Annotated in this window: 26 protein-coding genes; 12 read left to right on the forward strand and 14 right to left on the reverse strand. The window is 32.4% G+C overall.

All coding sequences use genetic code 11. The features are described 5' to 3' along the window. Positions 1-25 precede the first annotated feature (25 nt). The gene (locus BUB63_RS05365) at positions 26-1,063 is read right to left on the reverse strand and encodes a hypothetical protein (protein ID WP_073248277.1); all 1,038 of its coding nucleotides are present in this window, start codon (positions 1,061-1,063) and stop codon (positions 26-28) included. Positions 1,064-1,183: 120 nt separating this feature from the next. Here BUB63_RS05365 and BUB63_RS05370 point away from each other — a divergent pair, with 120 nt between their 5' ends. Continuing rightward, the gene (locus tag BUB63_RS05370; RefSeq protein WP_073248279.1) at positions 1,184-2,998 is read left to right on the forward strand and encodes a YgiQ family radical SAM protein; all 1,815 of its coding nucleotides are present in this window, start codon (positions 1,184-1,186) and stop codon (positions 2,996-2,998) included. 3 nt (positions 2,999-3,001) lie between these two features. Then, on the forward strand, positions 3,002-3,631 hold the full coding sequence (locus tag BUB63_RS05375) for a DedA family protein (protein WP_073248281.1): 630 nt from the start codon (positions 3,002-3,004) through the stop codon (positions 3,629-3,631). Positions 3,632-4,077: 446 nt separating this feature from the next. Here BUB63_RS05375 and BUB63_RS05380 read toward each other — a convergent pair whose 3' ends face one another. The 4 genes from BUB63_RS05380 to BUB63_RS05395 form a co-directional block, all read right to left on the reverse strand. Next, positions 4,078-4,710 (reverse strand): hypothetical protein, encoded by a 633-nt coding sequence (locus BUB63_RS05380; RefSeq protein ID WP_073248283.1) that lies wholly within the window; start codon positions 4,708-4,710, stop codon positions 4,078-4,080. 62 nt (positions 4,711-4,772) lie between these two features. Beyond that, positions 4,773-5,645, reverse strand: coding sequence for a YegS/Rv2252/BmrU family lipid kinase (locus tag BUB63_RS05385; RefSeq protein WP_073248285.1), 873 nt, complete (start codon positions 5,643-5,645; stop codon positions 4,773-4,775). Positions 5,646-5,704: 59 nt separating this feature from the next. After that, complete coding sequence (locus BUB63_RS05390) at positions 5,705-6,133, reverse strand: CBS domain-containing protein (protein ID WP_073248287.1); 429 nt, start codon at positions 6,131-6,133, stop codon at positions 5,705-5,707. 41 nt (positions 6,134-6,174) lie between these two features. Beyond that, positions 6,175-6,831 carry a TVP38/TMEM64 family protein gene (locus tag BUB63_RS05395; RefSeq protein ID WP_084106541.1) on the reverse strand — a complete coding sequence of 219 codons (657 nt, stop codon included), beginning with the start codon at positions 6,829-6,831 and terminating at the stop codon, positions 6,175-6,177. A 168-nt stretch (positions 6,832-6,999) separates the two neighbouring features. On the opposite strand from BUB63_RS05395, the gene pssA reads away from it, so the two are divergent. The 3 genes from pssA (at position 7,000) to BUB63_RS05410 (ending at position 8,330) form a co-directional block, all read left to right on the forward strand. Beyond that, positions 7,000-7,506 carry a CDP-diacylglycerol--serine O-phosphatidyltransferase gene (gene pssA, locus BUB63_RS05400; RefSeq protein WP_073248291.1) on the forward strand — a complete coding sequence of 169 codons (507 nt, stop codon included), beginning with the start codon at positions 7,000-7,002 and terminating at the stop codon, positions 7,504-7,506. Positions 7,507-7,596: 90 nt separating this feature from the next. Then, the gene (gene rbr / locus BUB63_RS05405; RefSeq protein WP_027308395.1) at positions 7,597-8,136 is read left to right on the forward strand and encodes a rubrerythrin; all 540 of its coding nucleotides are present in this window, start codon (positions 7,597-7,599) and stop codon (positions 8,134-8,136) included. An 11-nt stretch (positions 8,137-8,147) separates the two neighbouring features. After that, positions 8,148-8,330 (forward strand): hypothetical protein, encoded by a 183-nt coding sequence (locus tag BUB63_RS05410; RefSeq protein ID WP_073248292.1) that lies wholly within the window; start codon positions 8,148-8,150, stop codon positions 8,328-8,330. Between the two features lie 30 nt (positions 8,331-8,360). Here the strand turns inward: BUB63_RS05410 and BUB63_RS14065 are convergent, their stop codons facing one another. The 3 genes from BUB63_RS14065 to sdaAB form a co-directional block, all read right to left on the reverse strand. Then, positions 8,361-8,471, reverse strand: a complete 111-nt coding sequence (locus tag BUB63_RS14065) for an RCKP-type rubredoxin-like domain-containing protein (RefSeq protein WP_341465373.1) — start codon at positions 8,469-8,471, stop codon at positions 8,361-8,363. A gap of 111 nt (positions 8,472-8,582) precedes the next feature. Beyond that, positions 8,583-9,455 carry an L-serine ammonia-lyase, iron-sulfur-dependent, subunit alpha gene (sdaAA, locus tag BUB63_RS05415; protein WP_073248295.1) on the reverse strand — a complete coding sequence of 291 codons (873 nt, stop codon included), beginning with the start codon at positions 9,453-9,455 and terminating at the stop codon, positions 8,583-8,585. Positions 9,456-9,469: 14 nt separating this feature from the next. After that, the gene (gene sdaAB, locus BUB63_RS05420) at positions 9,470-10,141 is read right to left on the reverse strand and encodes an L-serine ammonia-lyase, iron-sulfur-dependent subunit beta (protein WP_027308398.1); all 672 of its coding nucleotides are present in this window, start codon (positions 10,139-10,141) and stop codon (positions 9,470-9,472) included. 193 nt (positions 10,142-10,334) lie between these two features. On the opposite strand from sdaAB, the gene BUB63_RS05425 reads away from it, so the two are divergent. Next, positions 10,335-10,598: a hypothetical protein gene (locus BUB63_RS05425; protein ID WP_027308399.1), complete on the forward strand. Its 264-nt coding sequence runs from the start codon at positions 10,335-10,337 to the stop codon at positions 10,596-10,598. A 42-nt stretch (positions 10,599-10,640) separates the two neighbouring features. Here the strand turns inward: BUB63_RS05425 and BUB63_RS05430 are convergent, their stop codons facing one another. From BUB63_RS05430 to BUB63_RS05440, 3 genes are all read right to left on the reverse strand, one after another. Further along, positions 10,641-11,987 carry a TldD/PmbA family protein gene (locus BUB63_RS05430; protein WP_073248297.1) on the reverse strand — a complete coding sequence of 449 codons (1,347 nt, stop codon included), beginning with the start codon at positions 11,985-11,987 and terminating at the stop codon, positions 10,641-10,643. Between the two features lie 11 nt (positions 11,988-11,998). Then, a complete protein-coding gene (locus BUB63_RS05435) occupies positions 11,999-13,381 on the reverse strand; it encodes a TldD/PmbA family protein (protein WP_073248299.1) in 1,383 nt (460 codons plus the stop codon). A gap of 418 nt (positions 13,382-13,799) precedes the next feature. Further along, positions 13,800-15,458, reverse strand: a complete 1,659-nt coding sequence (locus BUB63_RS05440; protein ID WP_027309231.1) for a nucleoside kinase — start codon at positions 15,456-15,458, stop codon at positions 13,800-13,802. A 166-nt stretch (positions 15,459-15,624) separates the two neighbouring features. Here BUB63_RS05440 and BUB63_RS05445 point away from each other — a divergent pair, with 166 nt between their 5' ends. Continuing rightward, the gene (locus BUB63_RS05445) at positions 15,625-17,538 is read left to right on the forward strand and encodes a carboxypeptidase regulatory-like domain-containing protein (protein WP_073248301.1); all 1,914 of its coding nucleotides are present in this window, start codon (positions 15,625-15,627) and stop codon (positions 17,536-17,538) included. Between the two features lie 334 nt (positions 17,539-17,872). On the opposite strand, the gene gltX is transcribed toward BUB63_RS05445, so the two are convergent. Together gltX and BUB63_RS05455 are read right to left on the reverse strand one after the other, a co-directional pair. Continuing rightward, on the reverse strand, positions 17,873-19,330 hold the full coding sequence (gltX, locus tag BUB63_RS05450) for a glutamate--tRNA ligase (RefSeq protein WP_073248303.1): 1,458 nt from the start codon (positions 19,328-19,330) through the stop codon (positions 17,873-17,875). Continuing rightward, entirely contained in the window at positions 19,331-20,410 is a 1,080-nt protein-coding gene (locus BUB63_RS05455) for an SMI1/KNR4 family protein (RefSeq protein ID WP_027309244.1), read from the reverse strand. A gap of 152 nt (positions 20,411-20,562) precedes the next feature. On the opposite strand from BUB63_RS05455, the gene BUB63_RS05460 reads away from it, so the two are divergent. From BUB63_RS05460 to fba, 3 genes are all read left to right on the forward strand, one after another. Continuing rightward, positions 20,563-21,258: a YetF domain-containing protein gene (locus tag BUB63_RS05460; protein WP_027309243.1), complete on the forward strand. Its 696-nt coding sequence runs from the start codon at positions 20,563-20,565 to the stop codon at positions 21,256-21,258. After that, entirely contained in the window at positions 21,236-21,640 is a 405-nt protein-coding gene (locus tag BUB63_RS05465) for a DUF4363 family protein (RefSeq protein ID WP_073248305.1), read from the forward strand. Before BUB63_RS05460 ends, BUB63_RS05465 begins: the two co-directional genes overlap by 23 nt. 105 nt (positions 21,641-21,745) lie before the next feature. After that, positions 21,746-22,675 carry a class II fructose-1,6-bisphosphate aldolase gene (gene fba / locus BUB63_RS05470; protein ID WP_073248307.1) on the forward strand — a complete coding sequence of 310 codons (930 nt, stop codon included), beginning with the start codon at positions 21,746-21,748 and terminating at the stop codon, positions 22,673-22,675. Positions 22,676-22,710: 35 nt separating this feature from the next. Here the strand turns inward: fba and BUB63_RS05475 are convergent, their stop codons facing one another. After that, positions 22,711-23,481 (reverse strand): carboxypeptidase-like regulatory domain-containing protein, encoded by a 771-nt coding sequence (locus BUB63_RS05475; RefSeq protein ID WP_073248309.1) that lies wholly within the window; start codon positions 23,479-23,481, stop codon positions 22,711-22,713. A 92-nt stretch (positions 23,482-23,573) separates the two neighbouring features. Here BUB63_RS05475 and BUB63_RS05480 point away from each other — a divergent pair, with 92 nt between their 5' ends. Further along, positions 23,574-23,966, forward strand: a complete 393-nt coding sequence (locus BUB63_RS05480) for a hypothetical protein (RefSeq protein WP_027309239.1) — start codon at positions 23,574-23,576, stop codon at positions 23,964-23,966. Between the two features lie 11 nt (positions 23,967-23,977). Next, the gene (locus BUB63_RS05485) at positions 23,978-24,847 is read left to right on the forward strand and encodes an MSCRAMM family protein (protein ID WP_073248311.1); all 870 of its coding nucleotides are present in this window, start codon (positions 23,978-23,980) and stop codon (positions 24,845-24,847) included. The last annotated feature ends 20 nt before the right edge of the window (positions 24,848-24,867 follow it).

The raw sequence follows: 24,867 nt of genomic DNA on the forward strand, positions 1-24,867 counted from the left end.
TTGCCAAATATCATAGTTAAAACTTTTATCTATTATTTTCACATATCTGTTTTAGCTGTCCATTAGAATATTTGAAAAGTTTATAGGCACTAATATTATTTACAACATTAAGCTCTGTAAAATATAGTTCTCCATTTACCAATCTAATATCTTCAATTAGATTGTTGCTTTTATATATGTTGCTATAAACATTATTTTTTGCATCAACCTGAAATATTTTAAATGTATCTCCCGTTCTACAAACTATATATATATAATTATCATCTACTACCACCGAATATATATCTGAAAGTTCTATTTTAAACCTATCTTTATAATCAATATAATAATAATCCTTAGTGTTTAAATCATTATAAACAAGCTTTAATTTTTTTATATCCAAATAATTTATGTATATATCATTGTATTTATAGTTTGTAATTATAGATAAAGCATTATCTTTTAAATTTAATTTGTTTAGTGCTAACTCTAAGTTTTTAAACTCTGTTAAATTGTAAACATTATAGTCCTTTTCAATATTTATTAAATAAAGTCTATCCCTATTATTTTCTGTAACCTTTACTACAGCACTATACTCATCTATATAATTAACATCTATCTTCTGTGCATCTTCTAAATTAAATATAGTATTATACTCACCTGTATTTTTATCTACTGCAATAAGATATAATATTGAGTTTGATATTGTTTTAGTTATTATAATATTTCCTGATATATTATATATTGGATCATATACTTTTCCCTGTATCTTGTCTTTAGTAAGCTTTAAATTTTTAGGTACTTCATCTACCTTAAACTCTGAAAAAATCCATTTGCCATTTTTTAAAATCCAATTATAATTTTTATATCTTATGCCGCTCTCTTCTACTATGTACTGTATATTTCCATTCAAATCGACTATTTTATACTCATTCTCATATTTAAGTGCTACCTTTTTATTATCTGGACACCACTTTATGTTTTCTATTATATTATAGCTTTCTTCCTTAATATCTACATCATAAATATAATATACAAACATAAATACTAAAAATATAGACAATATAATCGTTATTTTCTTCAAAATACCACCCCTTTTAACTCCTCTTAACATTTTATCATATTTTTATTTAAATACCTATTTTCTTTTTATATTATTATTTTTGTGTTATAATACTAAAACAATACAAAAAGAGGTGATTATATGGCAGATTTTCTACCCATAAGCAAAGAAGATATGAAAAAACGAAATATTCAACAACTTGATTTCATATATATTTCAGGCGACGCATACGTTGACCATCCTTCCTTTGGCCACGCTATAATTACAAGGCTTATAGAACACTATGGTTTTACAGTTGGTATAATACCTCAACCAAATTGGAAGAGTAAAGATGATTTTATGAGGCTTGGAAAACCTAAAATTGCTTTTCTTGTATCATCAGGAAACATAGATTCAATGGTAAACCACTATACAGCCCATAAAAAAAGAAGAAATGATGATGCATATTCGCCCGGCGGAAAAGCAGGATACAGACCTGATAGAGCAGTAATTGTTTACTGTAATAGATTGAGGGAAGCCTATAAGGATGTTCCAATAATAATAGGTGGAATTGAAGCAAGTCTTAGAAGATTTGCCCACTACGACTATTGGGATGATAAGGTTAGAAATTCAATACTAATAGACAGTAGTGCCGACCTACTTATATATGGTATGGGAGAAAAGCCTCTTATGGAAATGCTCAATCTTATCCAATTTGGCAAAAATATCAAGGACATTAAAGATATACGCGGAACCTGTTATTTGACATCTGATATAAGCAATTTAAAAGAATATATTGAACTTCCAAGCTTTGAGGCAGTATCTACTAATAAAAAAGAATATGCAAAGTCCTTTAAAATACAGTATGAAGAACAGGATGCCATAAGGGGAAGAACATTGGTTCAAAGGCACGACAACAAATATGTTGTTCAAAATCCACCCTCCTTTCCACTATCTAAAGATGAAATGGATTTTGTTTATTCTCTTCCATACAATAGAACCTACCATCCAATATATAAGCAACAAGGGGGTATTCCTGCATTAAAGGAGGTTGAATTTAGTATAACCTCCCATAGGGGATGTTTTGGTGGATGTTCCTTCTGCGCATTAAATTTTCATCAGGGAAGGGTAATACAACCAAGGAGCGAAGAGTCAATACTAAAAGAGGCAGAAGTATTAACGAAGCTTCCTAATTTTAAAGGCTATATCCACGATGTAGGAGGACCTACTGCTAACTTTAGAAAACCCTCCTGTAAAAAGCAACTTGAACAGGGTGTATGCAAGAATAGGCAGTGCCTTTTTCCAACTCCCTGTAAAAATTTAGAGGTTGACCACTCTGAGTATTTAAATATGCTAAGAAAAATCAGAAAAATTAAGGGTGTAAAAAAGGTATTTATACGTTCTGGAATAAGATATGATTATCTTATGCTGGATAAAAACGAAGCATTTTTTGATGAGCTAATAAAACACCATATAAGTGGGCAGCTTAAGGTTGCACCTGAACATATTTGTAATGAAGTATTAAGCCTTATGGGAAAACCAAATAGAAAAGTATATGATGCATTTGTTAAAAAATATTTTGAGAAAAATAAAAAATTTAAACTAAACCAGTTTTTAGTACCTTATCTTATGTCAAGCCATCCAGGAAGTACATTAAAAAGTGCAGTAGAGCTTGCTGAATATATTAGAGATATGGGATACAATCCTGAGCAGGTACAGGATTTTTACCCAACACCGGGTAGTCTATCAACAGCTATGTATTATACTGAGATGAACCCTCTAACTGGAGAAAAGGTTTATGTACCTAAATCTAAAGAAGAAAAGGAAATGCAAAGGGCCCTATTACAATTTAGAGATCCTAAAAATTATGATTTAGTATATAAGGCTTTAATTAAGGCAGGAAGAGAGGATTTAATTGGATATGGTAAAAAATGCTTAATACCACCTAAAAAATCTAAGGTCAAAAAGGGTAGATGATAAATGGAAAGACAAGTTCTTATTATAGTTAAATCAATCGTTGATAAAAGCTTAATTGGAACGTATTTTTTCTTCTTTTTAAATTCCTGTTTACAAATACTCTTTCCTCCATATCCAGGAGACACCATAACTATTTTTCAGGGGTATTTGACCTATAGGATGGGATTTAACAAATACTTAATGCTTCTTTCTACTATATCTGGTTCCTTCTTAAGCAGTATGTTTCTTTATTACCTAAGCTATGCGAAATCAGACATTGTACTAAACAATAGGTTTATAATTAAATTTTTTAATCTTGATAAAATAAACAAATTAGAGGATCTATTTAAAAAATATGGTGTATTTTTTATTCTAATAAACAAGTTTATTCCAGGACTTGGTTCTCTTACATTTATTGCAGCAGGTATTTTCAAACTTCCACTAATACCTGCTACTATATCTATTTTATTAGCTAATGTTTTGCATAATACAATGCTGTTTTCTGCAGGTGCCCTAACAGGAGATAATATGGAAATAATTAAGGCTTCTATAAAGGAATATTATAGGCTAATCGTTGGAATAACTGTTATAATATCACTACTCTATTTAATAATAAGAAGCAGAATAAAGCTATATAGAAGGTCAGTTAAATAAGCAAAAATATTTATCCCTAATAATGATTACATTAACATTAATTTTTTTACCAAATAAATTAAACTCTTATTAGGGCTCAAGCTGTTGCCAAAACTAATTGTTAGCTAAAGTATGAAAAAGCCCCATGAAAGGATTTCAATAGGCTCTTTCATAAGCTTTAGCAATTCTTAGCTTTAGACGTAGAAAAAGTCCGTAATTCGGCACAGGACGTGCCGAGCCGAGCGGCCATCAGGACGATGGCATCGCGAGGGTAGGACTTTTTCAAATAAAGAAAAGCTTAGAATTGCTTAGCGAAATGAACGAATGCCTAAGAAATCCTTCATGGGGCTAATCAACATATAACTTTTTAACAGCCTGAGCCCTTGTTAGGGCTTTTTTCATAATTCAATTATGATATATACAAAAAAATGTTACCCACTTACAGTAGTGAGCAACATCCTTTTTAATCAAGTTGAACTTATATCTAAAAATGCTGCAATTAATAAAATAACCTCTGGAATTAGTGTCATTGTCTTAAGTTCCATTCCCACATAAATAGAAATAGCCTGAATTAAAAAGATTAAATAACCAATAATATAGAGAAGGTTTAAAGCTTTAAAATAGGCTGAAGTAATTATTCTAAAATAGTTTGAAGCAATAAAAATAAATAATAATGCAAAAAATGCTACTAAAAGAATCAAATAATTCCTATATTCATTACTGCATATGAACTTAAATCCACCATAAAACTTTATAAAGTTATTAGGTATAATGTATATTATATATGCTTCTAATATTAGAAATGCTACCATAAGCAACTTATCTATTAGTCCGATTTCTGATTTTCTATTCAAAATATATATGCAGTATAAGCCTATAGTAAAAAGCACAACTGGTATTAAAGTAAATTTGCCAAGATTAAATAGATAGTTTAACTTTTTAACGCTGAGAAACAGATAAATTAATATATACCTAAAGGAAGATATAAAAAATAATAGGGCTAAAACAACACTATACTTTTGTTTTTTCTTTAGTAGAATATAAAAATTAAATAAACATAAAACACAGCATATAAAAATTAATGAAAATAGAGTTTTCACCTTTTACCTCTTTTATATTGCTACTATTTAATTAATATTATTGACCTGTTTTATTTATAACCTTAAGGCGTAAATATTTTTATCTTTTTAGAAGATATTCTTACATTAAGTGGAAATTGAGGTCCCACCTCTCCATCTATATCTGTCTCTATGTTTTCATCGCATTCTATTTTAAATTCACTGCTTTTTAAGTATATTACATTGCTACTCTCAAGATGTTCTCCCTTTAACATCTTTAAGAATAAATTAAATAGTTCTACAAGATTAGACTGCTTTATTGCAATTAAATTAAGTTTTTCATCATTTGCAGTTGAATCTGGTGCAAGTTTAAAACCTCCTGCACTGGAACCATTTAATATGACAAATAAATATATATTTTCCTCTATTGTTTTTCCATCGCAGGTTATTTTAATTGGAATAGCTCTAAAGTTTGGAAGCTGTTCTATTCCCTTTAGATAATAGGCTACTTTTCCAAGGGTATTCTTTATATTTATGTCAATTTTTTGTGAAACATCGGTTAAAAGGCCTCCTGCTGCAACGTTTATAAAATACCTATCATTAATCTTTCCTAAATCAAATTCACTAAGTTTACCCTTTGCAATTACATCACAGGCTTCTGTTATTTTTCTTGGTATCCCTAAGTGCGATGCAAAATCATTTGCTGTTCCATAGGGGAATATTCCAAGAGGAACATTAATTTCATTTAAAATCATTGCATTTATTACGTGATTAATTGTTCCATCTCCACCTGAAACAAGTATCACATCATAATCCTTTGCCCTCTTCATACTTGTGTATATATCTTCTATTGACATTGTTCTATATGGAGTTACTTCATATCCTGCTAATTGAAGTCTATCTATTACAGCATCTAACCTATTTCTAAAGGATCTATCACCAGAATATGGATTATAAATAAGTCTTGCCTTTTTCATATTATCGCCCCCCCAAATTATATACTACTCAAAATATCTAATCCCTGCAACTGCAGGGATTAGAACATTATGTCATTTGGTTTAGAAATGTCGCTTAATGCTTCACCTGCATCATCGTGAAGCCTGTTTGTTACAGCAATATCTCCAAGTGCCAACATTCCAACAAGCCTTCCATCTTCAACAACAGGAAGCCTTCTTATTTGCTTTTCTGCCATAAGCCTTGCAGCATCGTGAATATCCTTATCTGAATTTATTGTTGTAAGACCAACTGTCATAACATCCCTTGCTAATACTTCACTTGGATTTTTTCCATAGGCAACATCCCTTAAAACTATGTCCCTATCTGTAATTATTCCTACCACTCTATTACCTTCACAGACTGGAACTGAACCTATGTTGTAATTTTTCATTAAATTTGCAACTTCTGTTACAGGTGTATTAGGAGTTACTGTAACAACTTCCCTTGTCATTATATCCTTTACCTTCATTTAAAACACCTCCATATTTAGTATTTCCAGAAGGTGTTTTTTTACTCTAACTCCTTCATATCCTTTATTATATAAGAAACCACCAAAAGTATTATTATTATAGTTATAGGAATAAGGAGACTCCTATAATGCCTTGTATTAAAGGAATTCCCAAAATAATTATATGCAAACATCTCTGGCATAACACCAAGTACACTTGCTAATATAAAATCTCTATATCTTATGGAAGTAAGTCCACAGGCTAAACTTAAAGCATCATATGGGAAAATTACAGGTAGCCTCATTAAAAATAGAATCTTAAAACCATCCTTCTTTAACACTTTATCAAATTTATTCAATTTACCCTTTGTAACTTTATGGACAAAATCCTTACCTAAAAATCCCGCTACATAGTATCCAACAGTTGCAGAGATAAAACATCCAATTAGTGAAACTATATACCCTAAAAACCATCCATATAATATCCCTGAAACAACGCCAAGAACCCAAGTTGGGAATAACATAATAAAGGGTTTTACTGCATAAATAATCAAAATAACAAATATTGAATATTTACCATAGCTCTCTATAAAACTCTTTAGACTTTTTATACTAACTCTATTAAAACAAAAATGCAATTTACTAACTTTAAATAAGTATATTATGGCTATAAATGATATAAATATAGCTATATATTTATATAATCTTTTTTTTGTCAAATATACCACCCCAAAATTGCTTCATATTATTGTAAAAAAGTTTGTTTTTGTTTATAATATATAATTAGTAAATTAAATAAAAATTCTAAAAGCAGTTACATTAAATATTGTATAACATTTTATGTTTTACTTCAATGTAACTTAAATATTTTATTTGGGGTGATTGTTTTGAAAAAAGATTTTATTCCTAATTTATTTACCTTTGCTAACCTATCCCTTGGAATGGTATCTATTATGGCTACCTTCAACAACAATCTAAAGTTAGCAGCAATTTTGATTATGTCAGCAGCTCTACTTGATAGATATGATGGTAGGATAGCAAGAAGAATAGGGGTTTCAAGTGAACTTGGAAAGGAACTTGATTCATTGGCAGACCTTGTTTCCTTTGGTGCTGCACCAGCAATATTAAGTTGGCAATTATATTTAATTAATTTTGGACTTATAGGTTATATCATAACGCTTTTATTTCCAATAGCCGGTGCCTTCAGACTTGCAAGGTTTAATGTAACAAAATTCAATAATGTATTTACTGGTGTACCTATAACTGTTGCAGGTGCAGTAGTTGCACTTGATAATCTAATTGGATTATATAAGCCTCATAGCTATATATCAACTGTTATATTTATTGTTTTTGCTTACTTAATGGTTAGTAAACTGCAAATTAAGAAGTTTTAAATAGGGTTTAATACCCTATTTTTTTTGTAAAATTATTTAAACATAATACATATTATATAACTGTGAGTATAAAATTTTAGGAGGATTCTAATGAATCTTAAGGGAAGTAAAACTGAAAAAAATCTATTAAAAACATTTGCAGGAGAATCAAGAGCAAGAAATAAGTACACATTCTATGCAGAAAAAGCAAGAAAAGAAGGTTTTGAGTTTATAGCAAAGATATTTGAAATAACATCAGACAACGAAAAGGCACACGCCAGAAGAGTATATGATGATTTCTTAAAGGAAAATAAAACTACTGCTGAAAATCTTTTAGATTGTGCTATGAATGAAGCCTTTGAAGCAGAAAAACTTTATAAAGAGTTTGAGAAGGTTGCTCGTGAAGAAGGATTTGTTGAAATAGCAGACTTTTATAAAGAACTTGCAGAAACAGAAGAATATCATAAGATTAGATTTTTAAAGATACTTGAAAATCTAAAATCAGGTAAGATGTTCAAGAGGGATATTCCTGTTAAATGGCAGTGTTTGAATTGTGGATATGTTCACGAAGGAACTGAAGCACCTGAAGTTTGTCCACTATGTGCCTTTAAGAGGGCCTTCTTTGAAATCTACTGTGAGAACTATAAATAGAGGTGAATGTAATGTGTCCTTGTATGATTGTTTGGGTACCAATTAGCTATTTTGAAGATGAAGAGGATATATTTGAAAACAATAGATTTTTTAGAGCTGATGGCAGTGAAGATGATTATGAAAATAAATTAAAATTATATGAGATGATTGATGAGGAATTTAGTGAAGAATATTTAAAGCAATCAAATAGATAAACAAAAGGTGCTGGGCACCTTTTGTTTATTTTATTGCTGCTTTTCAAATTTTTCCTTTGTTGCACCGCATTTTGGGCACTTTTGAGGCCTACATCTTCCTTCCTTTGTTTCTCCACATACTGTACATTTCCAAACAGCCATAACACAACCCACCTTTTGTATAATATAATAAGAGTGGAAATTCCACTCTTATTATAATTCTAATTACATTTTTTGTATTTGTCAATAATAATTATCTTTTAAATATAATTATTATTCTCCCAATACCTGTTTTCTTAATTTAATTCCAGTTGGGGTTGCTGCAATTCCTCCAAGTGCAGTCTCCCTTAATGCCTCCGGAAGTGCCTTCCCTACCCTATACATTGCCTCCACAACTTCATCAAATGGAATAATGCTTTTTATTCCTGCAAGTGCAAGCTCTGATGAAATTAATGCATTTACAACTCCAGATGCATTTCTTTTAGCACAGGGAGCCTCAACAAGGCCTGCTATTGGGTCACATACAAGTCCCATTATATTTTTTAATGCTATTGAAGCTGCGTTAAGGCACATCTCTGGTGTACCTCCAGCCATTTCTACAATAGCTGCTGCTGCCATAGCAGCTGCTGCACCGCATTCTGCTTGACAGCCTCCTTCTGCCCCAGATACGGTTGCATTCTTTGCAATAATCTGACCTATACCAGATGCCGTAAATAGAGCATTTACAATCTCATCTTCAGTTTTGTTTAACTTTTCTCCCGCTGTAATTAATGCAGCAGGTAAAATTCCACAGGATCCAGCCGTTGGTGCTGCAACTATTCTTCCCATAGCTGCATTTACCTCAGAACAAGAAAGAGCTCTTGCCATTGCCTTAACTACAGTATCACCACATAATGTATTTCCATTTTTTCTATAATCCTCAAATCTTTTTGCATCTCCACCAATGAGTCCACTTACTGATTTTATTTCCTTATCAAGTGCCTCCTGTGCAGATGATTTCATCACCTCAAGGGCCTTTTTCATCTTTAATATTATCTCTTCTCTACTTAAGCCCTGAAGCTCTACTTCATTTTCAATTACAATCTCATATATCTTACACTTTTTAGAATTTGCCAACTCCATCAATTCTAAACCTGTATTGTACATACCTTAACCTCCAATTACTTTACAGGATTTATAGCCTTTGCTGAAATAATATTTTCTACCTTTTCAATGACCTTTAATACATATTCGCTTATTTCAGCATCTGTTTCAATTATCATAAGAGCCTCTTTACCCTTTGCTCTTCTTGTAACCCTCATAGTTGCTATATTTATATTTTGACTTGCTAAAATAGCAGTAACCGAACTTATCATACCCTTAACGTCCTTTTGCTTAACAATAAGTGTTGGATAGTCTCCTGTAAACTCTACCTTGTCTCCATTTATTTCTGTTATTATTATATTTCCTCCACCAATAGATGAACCTACAACCTCAAATTTAGTTCCATCCTCTTTATAAAAAACAATTTTTACAGTATTAGGATGAACATCACCTAAATCTGACTCAACAAATTCTATTTCTATTCCCTTCTCTTTAGCTATATCTAAAGAATACTTAAGTCTATCATCATAGGTTTCCATTCCAAGTACACCTGCAACAAGTGCCCTATCTGTTCCGTGTCCACGATACGTCTTTGCAAAGGATCCGTGAAGATAAAATATTACCTTTTTGAAATTACCTCCTGCAATAGACATTGCAACCTTTCCAAGTCTTGCAGCTCCTGCTGTGTGCGAACTTGATGGCCCAACCATTATAGGTCCAATGATATCGAAGGAACTTAAACTACTCATACTATCTTCCTCTCTCTTAAAATTCGACATTATTTTCACTTTAATTTTATCATTTTATTAATTTTTAAACAATAGAAATTTAAAATTCTTTTTAATTTTTATAAGAAAAGACAGTTGCAAATAAATTTGTTTAACAAAATTTAAATTATATTAATATTATATAATGTAAGTCAAATTAGGAGGTATTATTTTAATGAACCCTTTTGATATGATTCCAACAATGATTATGCCAAATATGGTACCTATTATTGTAGATATCGAAGATGACGAAGATGATAGACAAAAAGGTGATTTTGAAGAAAAAGGGCAATTTAATGAGGTCGATAGAATACTAAACAAAATTGAAAAAAACAATCCTGAAATATTTGTGCTGCTAAAAATGTACAATATGCCTTATCCTGTTGCAAGAAGACTTGTGAGAAGAATAATAAGGCTTACATTAAATTATCAAAAATAAATTTGAATAAGTGCCAAGAGACTTGTCTTGGCACTTGTAATTTTATTTTCCTGACACATTGAGTTCTTTAATTATAATACTTGGACTTCCATAACTTCCAAGTCCAACTGGGAGAGCAAGTTCGAAGTCAGAAAGTACCTCCTCTATTTCATTTAAAACGTTATAGAAATTACCTGCTACTGTTATCTGTTCAACTGGTTTTGTAATTTTTCCATCTTCCACAAGGTATCCCTCTGCCGCAAGTGAAAAATCACCTGAAACAGGATTTGCCCCAGAGTGAAGCCCTTGGAGGCTTGTTATAATAAGGGCCTTTTCTTGCATTTTTATTGCTTCTTCATACCCTAAAGTACCCTTTACAATATACATATTAGTAGGTGCAACTACTACCGGTGATTTATAGGTTGATTTAAATCCATTACCAGTTGATTTTACTCCGTCTTTTTTGGCTGTCTTTATGTCATAAAGAAAAGTTTTTAAAACACCATCCTTAATAACTTCCTTTGTATATGTTTCAACACCCTCATCGTCAAAGGAGCAGCTTAAGGGTGCGTCCTTTAAAAACGGGTCGTCTAATATGGTTATTTTATCTGATGCAATCTTTGTGTTTAATTTTCCCTTTAAAAGCGAAAATCCCTTCTGCACTGAATCTGCTGAAAAAATTGATGAAAATGTTGCAAGTAGTGTTGCAGCTGCATCACGTCTTAGTATTACCTTATATTTTGCTGATGGTATACTTTCTGCACCGAGGGAATTAATAGCCTCGTCACAGGCCTCTTTTACTAATTTTTCGAAGTCTATTTTATTGTAGTTAGTTGTTACCTTAAAGCTGCTTCCACTTTTTACATCATCCTTATCCTTTGCAACAACTGCAATGTATGCTACACCTACACCACCCTCTTCTTCTAAGTTAAGTCCCTTTGTATTTACTATTTTTCTTCTTCCTTTAGTAGTTTCTACAAGACAGTAGTTTACAGAATCAATCCTTGAATCATATTCCTTTGCTCTTTTTTCCATAAACATAGCATCATCAATTTTCTTTTTTGCATCAATATCAACATTAACATCCTGTTCAATTTCTTTGTATTTACCTCCTTGATAAAATTCAGGAAGTACATCTGTTTGTGTTTCCTTTGCATTGTTTTTGGCGTTTTTAATCAGAAATTCTATATCCTCCTCCTCAAACTTTTCTGAATATGCATACCCAAGCCTTCCATCATAAATAGCTCTAAGGGAAATTCCTTTATTTTTATTTACATTATACTTATCTACCTCTTGATTGTATATATTCACCTCAAAGCTATCAGAATCTATGTAATATACCTCCATATCACTAAAACCTTCTTCTCTGCCCCTTCTAAAAAGCTCTTCAATAAACTTATTAAGCTCCATATTATCACCTCCTACCTTCTTCCACCAACAGTCATCTTCTTAACTCTAATCATAGGCTGACCTACATTGGCAGGAACGCTTCCACTTACAGAACCACACATTCCCTGTCCTAACTCTAAATTGTTTCCAACCATATCAATATCAAGTAAAACCTCAGAACCCTTTCCTATAAGTGTAGCCCCTCTTACTGGTCTATCTATTTTTCCATCCTTTATTAGATACGCCTCATTTACAGCAAAATTGAAATCACCTGTTACAGGATTTACCGAACCACCACCCATATATTTTGCATATAGTCCATACTCTGTTGACTTTATTATCTCCTCAGGTGTTTTATCTCCTTTTGCAATAAATGTATTTGTCATTCTTGAGGTTGGTGCATACTTGTAGCTCTCACGCCTGCTATTTCCTGTTGGTTTCATATTCATTCTTCTTCCATTTAACATATCTATCATATATCCCTTTAATATTCCATTTTCAATTAAAACATTTCTTTGTGTTGGATGTCCTTCATCATCAATATTTGATGAACCCCAAGCATTCTGAATAGTTCCATCATCTATTGCAGTTACTACCTCTGAAGCAATCCTTTGACCAAGCTTTCCTGAAAATACTGAATGTCCCTTTGCAACTGATGTAGCCTCAAGGGAGTGTCCACACGCTTCGTGGAATATAACACCTCCAAAACCATTATCTATAACAACAGGCATAACACCAGAAGGGCAAAGGTCTGCGTGAAGCATTGTTACTGCAATCCTTGCTGCCTCCTTCGCGTGCCACTCTATATCAACATTATCAAAGAATTCAAACCCCATAAGCCTTCCTGGGCCAAAGAATCCTGTTTGATTTTCATTTCCGTCAGAAGCAACAGCCTCAATAGCCATCCTTGTTCTTATTCTCCTATCCTCTGCAAATAATCCCTCTGAATTTGCAATTAAAACCTTTTTATCGTTATCTACATATCTAACTGAAACCTGCACTATTTCACTACTATAGCTTTTTGCTATAGTATATGCCTCTTTAACCTTTGAAACCTTTTTCGAAATATCAACTGCACTTGGAACTATAGATATAGGATGAGCATTTGTGTAATCAAGCTTGATAAAGTCTCTACTTTCTACATTTTTAACACCAGTTAATGCATAGGATGCATCCCTTGCTATCTTTAAAAGTCCTTCCCTTGATAAATCATTCGTATATGCATAAATGCATTTAAAACCTGATAAAATTCTAACCCCAGCACCATAATCCTTTCCAGACAGTACACTTTCAACCTTACCATCTGTCATATATGCAGTATTTAAATCATTTTGTTCTATGTAAATTTCTGCAAAATCTCCACCTGTCTTTAATGCTTCATTTAAAACTTCCTGTAGTATTGATTTTTCTATCATCCTTACACCTCCCATTATTATATTATCCTAAATTTTACAGGTAATACCTATATATTAACATTTATATTATTTAAATTCAATTATAATGGCAAAAAATAAAAAGGACTTTGCCCTTTTTCAGATTGTTGAAAAAGTTATATATTAATTAGCCCCATGAAGGATTTCTTAGGCATTCGTTCATTTCGCCAAGCAATTCTAAGCTTTTCTTTATTTGAAAAAGTCCTACCCTCGCGATGCCATCGTCCTGATGGCCGCTCGGCTCGGCACGTCCTGTGCCGAATTACGGACTTTTTCAAAGTCGAAAAGCAATAATTGCTAAAGCTCATGAAAGAGCCTATTGAAATCCTTTCATGGGGCTTTTTCATACTTAAGATAACAAAATGGTTTGTCAACAATATGAAGGGCCTTAGCCCTTTTATTATTCGAAACAGCTTCCCCCTATAAATTCCTTTATTATAGAATTCTTTGGAATTATATCCTCATCCTCAACTGATATAAAATATTGCAGGAAGGATAGAAGCCTTTTTGCTTCAATGTAGGCTGGGCTATCCTTTTTAATCTCAAGAAGAAGAGGTTCTGCATACTTTTTAAGTATGCTCATTTCATAAACAAGGGTTGAATTAAACATTGCATCTGCATCCTCTTGGAATGGGAATATATTTTTCTCTTCTCCTCTTCTTACACTTGGCCAAGACAGGATAGTAGCCTCTGCATTTCTTCCCCTTGAACGATTGTCTCTTACAATTCTTCTAAGCAGTCTTACATCCGTTGTGGGTATTCTATTGTGATTATCAATATTTAATTGAGTTAAGGCACTTATATATATTTTAAACTTATTTTCCCTTGGGATTGCATTTGTTAGCATTTCATTTAGTCCGTGTATTCCTTCAATTACAAGAATAGAATTAGATTCCATTTTATATTTATGTCCCTTCCATTCCCTTTTACCTTCTATAAAATTAAAGGTTGGAATCTCTACTTCTTGACCATCTAAAAGTAATGCAAGGTGCTTATTAAATAGCTCTAAGTCAAGTGCATATATTGACTCAAAATCATATTCTCCATTTTCATCAAGGGGAGTTTTTTCCCTATCTACAAAATAATCATCTAATGATATCGGATGAGGCTTTAATCCTAAAACCCTCAATTGAATAGACAGCCTCTTTGAAAAGGTTGTTTTACCTGATGAAGATGGCCCTGCAATTAATACAATCTTTACCTTATCCTTGTTTTCATAAATTTTATCTGCAATTTGAGCAATCTTTTTCTCGTGAAGTCCCTCTGCAACTAATATTAATTCATTCATCTCCTTATTTACAACCTTGTCATTTAATGCACCAACATCTGCAACATCAAGTATTTTTGCCCACTCCTCCGTCTCCTTAAAAACCTTTGCAAGCTTTGGCACATCTCTAAACTTAATTAGCTTTGTAGGATCATTTTCTTGAGGATAAAGAAGCAAAAATCCTGGATCGTGGAATTTTAAATCAAATAGCTTTAAATACCCTGCTGAAGGCACCATTGGCCCATAGAAGTAGTCATAAAGATATCCACATCTATATAAATTTATATAAGCAAGATTTACATATTTTAAAAGTCTTAATTTATCCTTCATTCCATAGTTTTGGAATATCTTTAGTGCCTCCTCCTTCTTAACCTTAATCTTTTCAAAGGCCTCATCCGCATCTATAATCTCCTGCATCCTCTTTTTTATAAGTTCAATATCCTTCTCCTCTATCTTTCTTTCATAGTGTATCTCTCCATATAGAGCCTTATTTAAGGAATGCTCTATAGTAACCTCTGCACCAGAAAATAGATCCTCAACAGCCTTAATCAATACAAAGGTTAAACTTCTTAAGTATGTTTTTACACCGAGGGGACTTTTTAAAGTTATTGGAAGAACTTCAACATCATAGTGAATCTTTTTAGTTAGCTCTTCAATTTCTCCATCTACCATTGCAACAACTGGATCCTTAAGGTCTTTTCCTGTCTTTAATATATCAAGTAAACTACTTCCAACATTTGCCTTTAATATTTCTCCAGTATCCATTCTCTTTACTGTAATTAGTTTTTCCATAGTTATCCCCCTTTTATAGAGTGTAGTTTATTATATGCAATATTTCATTAAATGTTACATTTACAGTTTATTATATTTTACATAAATATTTTGTTTTTTTCTACTTTAGTTTATCAAAAATAATTGCCTCAACATATATTATATTGAAAAGATAAGGGGGGATAATATGAAAACCTTTGCTGTATATACAGCTAATTTAAACTCATCCAGCGTAACTTGTATTGACACAACCACTGATAAAGTTATCGCTAATATACCTGTTGGAAGTAACCCCTATGATGTAGTGGCAACCCACGACGGCAGATATGTATTTTCATTAAACTCTGGTGATGGAACTTTAAGTATGATTAACACAACAACAAATACTGTAGTATCTACAATAACAGTCGGACAATTTCCTATGTCTGGAGTAATAAGCCAAGATGACCTATTCCTTTATGTAGCCTGTCGTGACAGTGAGTATATTGCTGTTGTAAATATCTCAACTCAAACTTTAGTTACTACAATACCTCTTAATTTTAAACCTGTTAGGATGGCTATTACACCTGATGGTAAATATATATTTGTACAGTGTATAAATGCCTTTAATGTACCTGTAATTGATACAGAAACTCTATCTATTATAAAAAGAATTACTCTTCCTACCTCTTTAACCTATACACCAACCGATCTTTTAATGAGTAAAGACGGAAAATATGTATACTTTGTAAGTTACCAAAGGCCTTTTATAGGAATGATATCTGTTGAAACTCTTGAACTTTTAACACCTTATATAACCTTCACATCAGGAGTATTCAATCCAACATCAATATGTACCTCTCAAGATGGGAAATATGTATTCGTTGCAGGTTTAAGCAGAACAACTGGTATGATAATGCAGCTATCTACAGCACCTCCTCTTAGAATAATAAAGACCAAATTCCTATTTGCTGTACCCTATAAATACGAAACAACTCCAGACTCTAAAAAACTTATTACACTTAATCCAACTTCAGGTAGTATAACAATATTTGATATAAACAATCTTGATAGTAATAAAACAGTATATTTAGGAGGTTCTTTAACCGATATTGAAATAAGACCAGAATCCAAAATTGCCTACGTTACAAACCAAAGTTTAAATATAGCAATAAGGGTTGACCTTGAACACGCAAATCCAGTATCTGCACTTCCAACAGGAAACTATCCTATTTCGCTGCACGGTACTTTAATAGAAGTTCCAACACCTTCCTCACTGCTTCTATGTAGAGCATTAAAAGCAGAAACAAATGATATAGAACTTACCAAAAATGCAAGTATTAATATAACTATAACACCTACCCTCGACCAAAGTCCTGAAGCTATAATATATGGAAATATCACTGCCCCAGACAACAATCCTATTGTTAGTGCTTCAGTAAAGGTTCTTACCACCGATGGATATACAATTTATCACGATATAACCGATAGCAAAGGTTTCTTTACAGGAAGACTTCCTGCGGGGAAATATACCTTAATAGTTGTGTCTCCAGACTACAATTTATCCTATGTTGGGGATTTTATATTAGAAGGCGGAGAACAGAAAAATTTAAGCCTACTACTAAATGACAATATGGTATCTAAACTTGGTGTAATATTTGGAGAAGCTTTAGGAAGTACACTTGAAGGAATAGTAAATGGCGGTGCAAATCTTTATAGAAATGAAGATGGAACAGATAGATTATATGTTCACAGTTTCACAAGTATAAACGGAAGATATAGAATAGCATATATACCTCAGGGAATATACACCTTAAGAATTGCAGCTAATGGCTATCTCCCACAGGATTCGCTTGTTGTAATAGATAAAGACTATATGGTAATATCCTCAACCAATAAACTTTCTAAAGATCCTACAAATCCTCAGGGCAAAATATCAGGTACAGTTATGTATAATGGCGTACCTGTTGATAAGTGCCTTGTTGAAATCTATAGACGTGAAGGAGATATGAAATATGTTGTTGCAATAGCTGAAACAAAATCCGATGGTTACTTTGAATTTGGAAGCCTTCCTGCTGGAACTTACTTTATAGAGACATTTAAGCTTATTCCTCAAAACTAATTATTTTTTAAAATTAGTATGAGGACTTCTAAATGCTCATACAGTTTGTTGACAAATCTGTTTGTTAGCTAAAGTATGAAAAAGCCCCATGAAAGGATTTCAATGGGCTCTTTCATGAGCTTTAGCAATTCTTAGCTTTTCGACTTTGAAAAAGTCCGTAATTCGGCACAGGACGTGCCGAGCCGAGCGGCCATCAGGACGATGGCATCGCGAGGGTAGGACTTTTCAAACAAAGAAAAGCTTAGAATTGATTAGCGAAATGAACGAATGCCCAAGAAATCCTTCATGGGGCTTATAACCTTTTCAACAGCCATATGAGCACCTCTAAGTACTACTACTCTATATCTTTTTTACATTTTTGTAATCTATACAATGTCTCCTCTTTCCCTATAATCTCAAATACATCAAATAGAGGTGGTGATACCTTGGAGCCTGTTACGGCAATTCTAAGGAGCATAAAAAGTATTTTAGTCTTTGTGTTTATTTCTTCACAAAGTCTCCTCATCTCTTGCTCTAAATATACCTTATCCCAGTTTTGTATCTTTTCTAAGTGTTTTATTGACTCATCTAAAAGCCTTATTATTTCATCCTTATCTATTTTTTTAATTGATTCTATTATAAAATCTAAGGAATACTCCCTTGGACTTTCATAAAACATCCTAAAGGCATCCTTTGCCTCATCAAGCCTCTTTAGTCTTTCCTGTTCAACTTCAATTATTCTCTTTAATTTTTTATAATCCTCCTCTGTCTTTTTAAAATAGTCTTGTCCTTCGATAAAGGGTAAAATAAGCTCATATAATTCCTCTACACTCTTTCTTCTAATGTAGTGCCCATTATACCATTCAAGTTTTTTAAAATCAAAAACAACATTTGAATTATTTATATTGTCTAAACTGAACTTGTCTATCATCTCATCTATGTTTAAAAACTCTTGACCATCCTTTGGGTTCCATCCTAAAAGCACTATAAAGTTCAATACTGCCTCCTTCAAATAGCCCATATCCCTATATTCACCAATATAAAGTGCACCATCCCTTTTTGAAATCTTGCTCCTATCTTCATTTAATAAAAGTGGAAAATGCACATATTGTGGAATCTTGGCCGAAAGCGACTCTAAAATTAATACTTGGCAGAAGGTATTAGGTATGTGTTCTTGGCTTCTCAAAACGTGGGATATATTCATTAAATAGTCATCTATTGCCGTTGCAAAGTTATATGTTGGAACTCCATCTGATTTTCTTATGACAAAATCCCCCATCAAATTTCCATCCCACTTAAGTTCTCCCCTTACTGCATCATTGAAGGTTATTATTTTATTAGGAACTTTAAATCTTACAACAGGTTTTAACCCTTTATTTAGTTTGTCCTCTATCTCTTCCTTTGTTAAATTTCTACATCTTCCTGAATATTTTGGAGGAAGCTTTTGTTCAATCTGCCTCTTTCTTTCCTCCTCAAGTTCCTCCTCACTACAAAAGCAGTAGTAGGCATATCCTTCATCTATCAATTTTTGTATGTATTTATCATAAATATCTAATCTTTCTGACTGCCTATAGGGGCCATAGGGGCCCCCTACATCTGGCCCTTCATCCCAGTTTATTCCGAGCCATCTTAAACCTTCAAATATCCCCTCCTCAGACTCCTTTGAATTTCTTTTCATATCGGTATCATCTATTCTTAATATAAACTTTCCATTATTCTTTTTGGCAAAAAGATAATTATATAATGCATTTCTTGCAGTACCAACGTGACAGTTTCCAGTTGGACTTGGTGCAATTCTAACCCTAACCTCCATCTATAACACCTTCCTATTTAAATTTTTTATATCATTTTCTATTATTTTTGTTAAATAAGAATCTCCTGAAACCTTTGTAATTTTTAGTGCTAAGTTTAATATTTCCTCCTTATCTTCACTACTACAGTAGAGTGCATTTGCACATTCCTCTAAAGCCTGTTTATATCTACCTCTACCAAAATATTCCTCAGCCATAATTTTTCTAAGCTTAGCATCATAGGGGTCAATCCCCCTCATTAATCTTCCCTCTAATAAATCATCATAATCATACATATCCTCAACAAAAAGAGCCACTTCTCTATGGGCATCCTCTGGAATATCTATAAAATCCTCCTGCCAATAACTGTATCCTGTTAGGCACAAGGATTTTTTAAGCGATTTTTTTAAATATGTATAACCATCCATTTTGCCTGAAAAAATAAGGTGTCTCCCAAGTATATAATATGGTGCAAAATAAGTACCGCAGGCCTTTATAGCCATATTTATATAGCTAACTCCCTTTTTAAAATCTCCATTTTCAAGAAAATATTTGCCAAGATAACATAGGCTCTGTACTGCTTTTTTATCTCTATTTACCATAAGCCTATGATAATCTATTTCAGACTTGTATTGTTTTATTTCGTTAAAATCAAAACCATAATCCTTTGATAAAATCAAACATCTTTCAATGCACTCCTTTGAGGCATTTATATTCTCCTCAAAGGAATATTCATCAACACCATTAATCGATGCAAAATAATCATCCAGCATACATCTATATAAAAATGACTCAAAGTTTGAAGACAAAATCACAAAATTAGAAGTTTCGTGAAGGTATAGCCCTATAAAATAATCATTTACATCAGGGCCATATTTATAAAAGCAGTATAAATCACCATTGCTTATGTCCCCAAAGGGAAGAAGCCTAAAATCCATCTTACCGGGAATTCTTAAAATATTTGCAGATATGTTTTCTGGATATTCAAATCTACAACTTCCAAACTGAATATCTCCACCATATCTATATATAAATTGTTTATATTCCATAGGTAAAAAATACCCATATTTCATTTCAAATTTTTCCAATCTCCCTTTTGCCATACCTTAGTTCCTTTCCTTAAAATGTACTAATTAAATTATATTAATAATCCTAATAATTTACAAGCAAATTGCAAACAATTCTAAATAGTTAAAATTGAATTATAGAGGTTAAAAAAACAATTTTATTCAAATAATACAACATAGGAGGCGAAATTATGGTTGTATTTGTTCGAACAATAATTTTATATATATTCGTCACCCTTGCAATGAGACTTATGGGTAAAAGACAAATAGGTGAGCTTCAGCCCTTTGAACTTGTAGTTGCACTAATGCTCTCAGAACTTGCAACGCTCCCTATGCAGGATACGGCTATACCTTTGATTCACGGAATAATTCCTATCCTAACCTTAATGACACTTGAAATACTAATATCCTTTTTAACCTTAAAGGTTGAATTTTTTAGAAAGCTTTTCTGCGGAACCCCTGATATTCTAATAAAACACGGAAAAGTATCTGAAGAAGAGTTAAGAAGGCAACGCTTTAACTTAGATGACCTGATTGAAGAGCTCAGAATGATGGGATACCTTGACATTGCAGACATTGAATATGCAATACTTGAAACCAGTGGAAAACTCAGCATAATCCCTAAAGCAGAAAAATCGCCTGCAACAAGAGAGGATTTAAACTTAAATCACCAATCTGTAAAGTTGCCAGTTAGTATCATACTTGATGGGGTTTTAAATAAAAAGAATCTATCCATAACTGGTCACGACCTTAATTGGCTTATGGAAAATTTAAAAAGTAAGGGTATTGAAGATATTAAGGATGTGTTTATTGCTATGATAGATTCTAAAGGAAATCTTTTTATTCAAAGGAGGGATAAGGATGAAGAAAAGAATAAAAAGTAATATAAAGACATCACTAATCATCCTCCTTCTCTTTTCATCTATTACATCCATAGGATTATTAGTAAATAATTTTTTAAATAATACATCTTATTCTTTATTAAATTCAATATGTGTTATACAATTAAATATAGAACACGATAATTGGGATGTATCATATAACGAAATTATGAAACTTAAATCTGAATGGGAAAAAGACAAAAAAATTTGGAGTGCTCTAATTCACCACGATGAAATAGATAAAATATCTGAAAATATGGAACTTCTTATAGAATATATAAAGGCTAAGGATAAAACAAATTCATTAAGTCACATTGCTGTATTAAAAAATTATATAGAACATATACCTGAATTGGATAAACTAAGCCTCCAAAATATTTTTTAAAAAAATTATTTGCTTACGCCCAAAAATGTACTATAATATACATAGTGCCTAATTGTCCCATAGGGACTATTTGTGTCCCATAATACATATAAAGGAGGATTTACAATGCCACTTGTTACAACTAAAGAAATGTTTAAAAAAGCCTATGAAGGCGGATATGCAATTGGTGCTTTTAACATCAACAACCTTGAAATACTTCAAGGTGTTGTAAAGGGTGCAAAGGCTAAAAATTCACCAGTTATACTTCAATGCTCAACTGGTGCACTTAAATATGCAGGCCCAAAATATCTAAGAGCTATGGTTGAGGCTGCTGCTGAAGAAACAGGAATTGATATAGCACTTCATCTTGACCACGGCCCAGATTTAGATGCAGTAAAACTTGCAATAGCAAGCGGATTTACTTCAGTTATGTTTGATGGTTCACATTATGATTTTGAAGAAAACATAAGAAAGACTAAGGAAGTTGTTGAATATGCACACGCACACGGTGTTGTTGTTGAAGCTGAACTTGGTGTGCTTGCTGGAGTAGAAGATGACGTGGTTGCTGCTGAGCACGTTTACACTGACCCAGACCAAGCTGTTGAATTTGTTGAAAGAACTGGATGTGACTCCCTTGCAATAGCTATTGGTACATCCCACGGTGCCTTCAAGTTCCCACCAGATTATGAACCACAACTAAGATTTGATATACTTGAAGAAATACAAAGAAAGCTTCCAAACTTCCCAATAGTTCTTCACGGTGCATCAGCAGTTGATCCAGAAACTGTTGAAATGTGCAACAAGTTTGGTGGAAACATTGCAAACGCTAAGGGAATTCCAGTTGAAATGCTAAGAAAGGCTGCTTCAATGGCTGTATGTAAGATAAATATGGATACAGATTTAAGACTTGCTATGACAGCCGCAATAAGAAAGGTATTTGCAGAAAATCCAGCTGAATTTGACCCAAGAAAATACCTTGGTGCTGGTAGAGATGCTATACAAAAGGTTGTTGAATACAAGATCGAAAACGTTCTTGGTTCAGCAAATAGACTATAATATAAAGCAGACCTATATGGTCTGCTTTATTTCAATTATTTTTTTGCATAAGAAACTATTGAGTATTCCCCTCTTTCAACATTATAAAAGAGGTACTCCCCTTGTGAGTTTGTTCTTGTATATTTTATAAACCTTCCATCCTTTGTTTGAAGCACAACAAGTGCATCCTTAACTCTATTACCCTCACTATCTACTATAACACCACTTATAGTACCATAAATCATATTAGGTTTAATTTGAGGATATATAGTTAATGAATTAAGTCCAGGTCTTAAGCATATTTTTTCTTTATAGTAAAACATATTGTTTTCTGCCTTAATAATATATATTCCGCTTGCAACCTTATCAATAAAAAAAACACCATTCTTATCTGTAACAGTTCTTTCACATAGTGTAAGTATTCCATAATAACAGGAATATAATTCTACTTGACACATATCAACTGGTTTATTATTAAAAACTACTCTTCCAACAAAAATAGATAGTATATTTTCAAGCTTATTCAATATTATTGTTACGCTTAATTTTTGTCCATCAAATAAAAATATATTCTGAAAGTCTGATGTAGAATACCCTTCACAGGTTGCAAATATCTTATAGCAATTCTTATTATCAAAAATAAATAATTTAAAATTTCCATATCCATCAGTAATTGTATGTTCAATTGGATTAGAAAACACATCTAAAACCTTAACACAGGCACCACATATACCCTGCCCCTTTGAATTGATGACTCTTCCTTTTATAATTTTTACAGTATTTTTTCTTTCTTCTATCCTCCCATCAATTCTAATCTCATTATTCATAAAATCACCACCAATTCCACCTACTACATATTATTCACAACATACCTTTTTTTGTCATATTATATTACAGGAAAGAAAAAGGAGTATTTTCTATGCCAATTGATATTAGAAAGGTAATGATGTACTTTGAAGAAAAGTTCAATTTAATATACAGTAAACTTGATACTTTAAACAACTCCTTTTGTATATGTGAAACTATTACTAAAAGTATTACAAGGGAAGAGACGATTATAATAAAGCCTACCACTCAAAATATTATAATCAAGGACATAATTGTATCTTCTACATTTGATGACAATCCTATGTGTGAAATTAAAGTAAACTTTGGATTATCCTATGTAATATTCGTTATAACAAAGGAACAGCCAACTCTACACATAAATCTAACAAATGGAATACTACTTAAATACAATCTACCTGCTACAGCAAAGATTGAAAATGGTTGTAGCAGTGCATCCATAACCTTAATATACAAAACTCTTTAGGGGGGATATAAATGTCAAATCAAGTAAGTGACCTATATATTTTAGGTCAATCAGTTGCAAAGCAGCTTACAGGTATAGGACAAGAAATTCGTATTGACCTTGACCTACAGCCAAACCCAAACATTGACTCAGGTACAATTATAGGTACTATTAAGGATGAAAATGGAAACCCAATACCTGGTGCAATAGTAAAGATATTTGATGCACAGGGTAACCCAATAGCCCACACCTTTACAGATGCACAGGGTAATTATACCTTCTCTCCATTCCCTCCTGGAACACAATACTATATATCTTCAATTGCTCCGGGATTTATATTTTCACCATTACAACTATTTGCACTTCAACCACGACAACAGCTTCAAATTGACATTACACTTACCTCTGACCCTAAGGCAAACCTTTCTATTATTGCAGGTGATGTATTTACAACAACAGGTGAACCAATACAGGATGCCATAGTTCAGCTATTTAAGGTAAACCAAGATCAGACAGAAACACTAATTGGAACAACATTTACTAACCAGACAGGACAGTTCCTGTTTATGGATGTAGACCAGGGAACCTATAGGATACGAACAAGTAAATTTGGATATATAAGCGATACTTCAACTATATTAATAGATGCAAATAGAATGATAGGTAAACTTGTTATCACTCTTAACGTTGATCCAAATGCTTCAAAGGGTACTATCTCTGGTTATATTAAGGATGATAACAATCAACCAATTGCAAATGCTGTTGTTACTCTTTACAGGGTTGAAGCTGATGGTAAACTTACACCAATTAAATTTACAAGAACTAATGCTCAAGGTATGTATCTATTCTCAGACGTTCCAAACGGTAACTACAAAGTTAAGGCTAATAAATTATCTGTATAACAAAAAGTGCCCAAAAAACT

The organism is Caloramator proteoclasticus DSM 10124 (genome assembly GCF_900129265.1).
Taxonomy (GTDB): Bacteria; Bacillota; Clostridia; order Clostridiales; family Caloramatoraceae; genus Thermobrachium; species Thermobrachium proteoclasticum.

What these genes read in the sequence shown, in the direction of transcription:
- BUB63_RS05370 (WP_073248279.1), top strand. Translation starts at nt 1,184, where the DNA reads ATGGCAGATTTTCTACCCATAAGCAAAGAAGATATGAAAAAACGAAAT.
- BUB63_RS05375 (WP_073248281.1), top strand. Translation starts at nt 3,002, where the DNA reads ATGGAAAGACAAGTTCTTATTATAGTTAAATCAATCGTTGATAAAAGC.
- BUB63_RS05385 (WP_073248285.1), bottom strand. Translation starts at nt 5,645, where the DNA reads ATGAAAAAGGCAAGACTTATTTATAATCCATATTCTGGTGATAGATCC.
- BUB63_RS05390 (WP_073248287.1), bottom strand. Translation starts at nt 6,133, where the DNA reads ATGAAGGTAAAGGATATAATGACAAGGGAAGTTGTTACAGTAACTCCT.
- rbr (WP_027308395.1), top strand. Translation starts at nt 7,597, where the DNA reads ATGAATCTTAAGGGAAGTAAAACTGAAAAAAATCTATTAAAAACATTT.
- BUB63_RS05410 (WP_073248292.1), top strand. Translation starts at nt 8,148, where the DNA reads ATGTGTCCTTGTATGATTGTTTGGGTACCAATTAGCTATTTTGAAGAT.
- BUB63_RS14065 (WP_341465373.1), bottom strand. Translation starts at nt 8,471, where the DNA reads ATGGCTGTTTGGAAATGTACAGTATGTGGAGAAACAAAGGAAGGAAGA.
- sdaAA (WP_073248295.1), bottom strand. Translation starts at nt 9,455, where the DNA reads ATGTACAATACAGGTTTAGAATTGATGGAGTTGGCAAATTCTAAAAAG.
- sdaAB (WP_027308398.1), bottom strand. Translation starts at nt 10,141, where the DNA reads ATGAGTAGTTTAAGTTCCTTCGATATCATTGGACCTATAATGGTTGGG.
- BUB63_RS05425 (WP_027308399.1), top strand. Translation starts at nt 10,335, where the DNA reads ATGAACCCTTTTGATATGATTCCAACAATGATTATGCCAAATATGGTA.
- BUB63_RS05430 (WP_073248297.1), bottom strand. Translation starts at nt 11,987, where the DNA reads ATGGAGCTTAATAAGTTTATTGAAGAGCTTTTTAGAAGGGGCAGAGAA.
- BUB63_RS05435 (WP_073248299.1), bottom strand. Translation starts at nt 13,381, where the DNA reads ATGATAGAAAAATCAATACTACAGGAAGTTTTAAATGAAGCATTAAAG.
- BUB63_RS05440 (WP_027309231.1), bottom strand. Translation starts at nt 15,458, where the DNA reads ATGGAAAAACTAATTACAGTAAAGAGAATGGATACTGGAGAAATATTA.
- BUB63_RS05445 (WP_073248301.1), top strand. Translation starts at nt 15,625, where the DNA reads ATGAAAACCTTTGCTGTATATACAGCTAATTTAAACTCATCCAGCGTA.
- gltX (WP_073248303.1), bottom strand. Translation starts at nt 19,330, where the DNA reads ATGGAGGTTAGGGTTAGAATTGCACCAAGTCCAACTGGAAACTGTCAC.
- BUB63_RS05455 (WP_027309244.1), bottom strand. Translation starts at nt 20,410, where the DNA reads ATGGCAAAAGGGAGATTGGAAAAATTTGAAATGAAATATGGGTATTTT.
- BUB63_RS05465 (WP_073248305.1), top strand. Translation starts at nt 21,236, where the DNA reads ATGAAGAAAAGAATAAAAAGTAATATAAAGACATCACTAATCATCCTC.
- fba (WP_073248307.1), top strand. Translation starts at nt 21,746, where the DNA reads ATGCCACTTGTTACAACTAAAGAAATGTTTAAAAAAGCCTATGAAGGC.
- BUB63_RS05475 (WP_073248309.1), bottom strand. Translation starts at nt 23,481, where the DNA reads ATGAATAATGAGATTAGAATTGATGGGAGGATAGAAGAAAGAAAAAAT.
- BUB63_RS05480 (WP_027309239.1), top strand. Translation starts at nt 23,574, where the DNA reads ATGCCAATTGATATTAGAAAGGTAATGATGTACTTTGAAGAAAAGTTC.
- BUB63_RS05485 (WP_073248311.1), top strand. Translation starts at nt 23,978, where the DNA reads ATGTCAAATCAAGTAAGTGACCTATATATTTTAGGTCAATCAGTTGCA.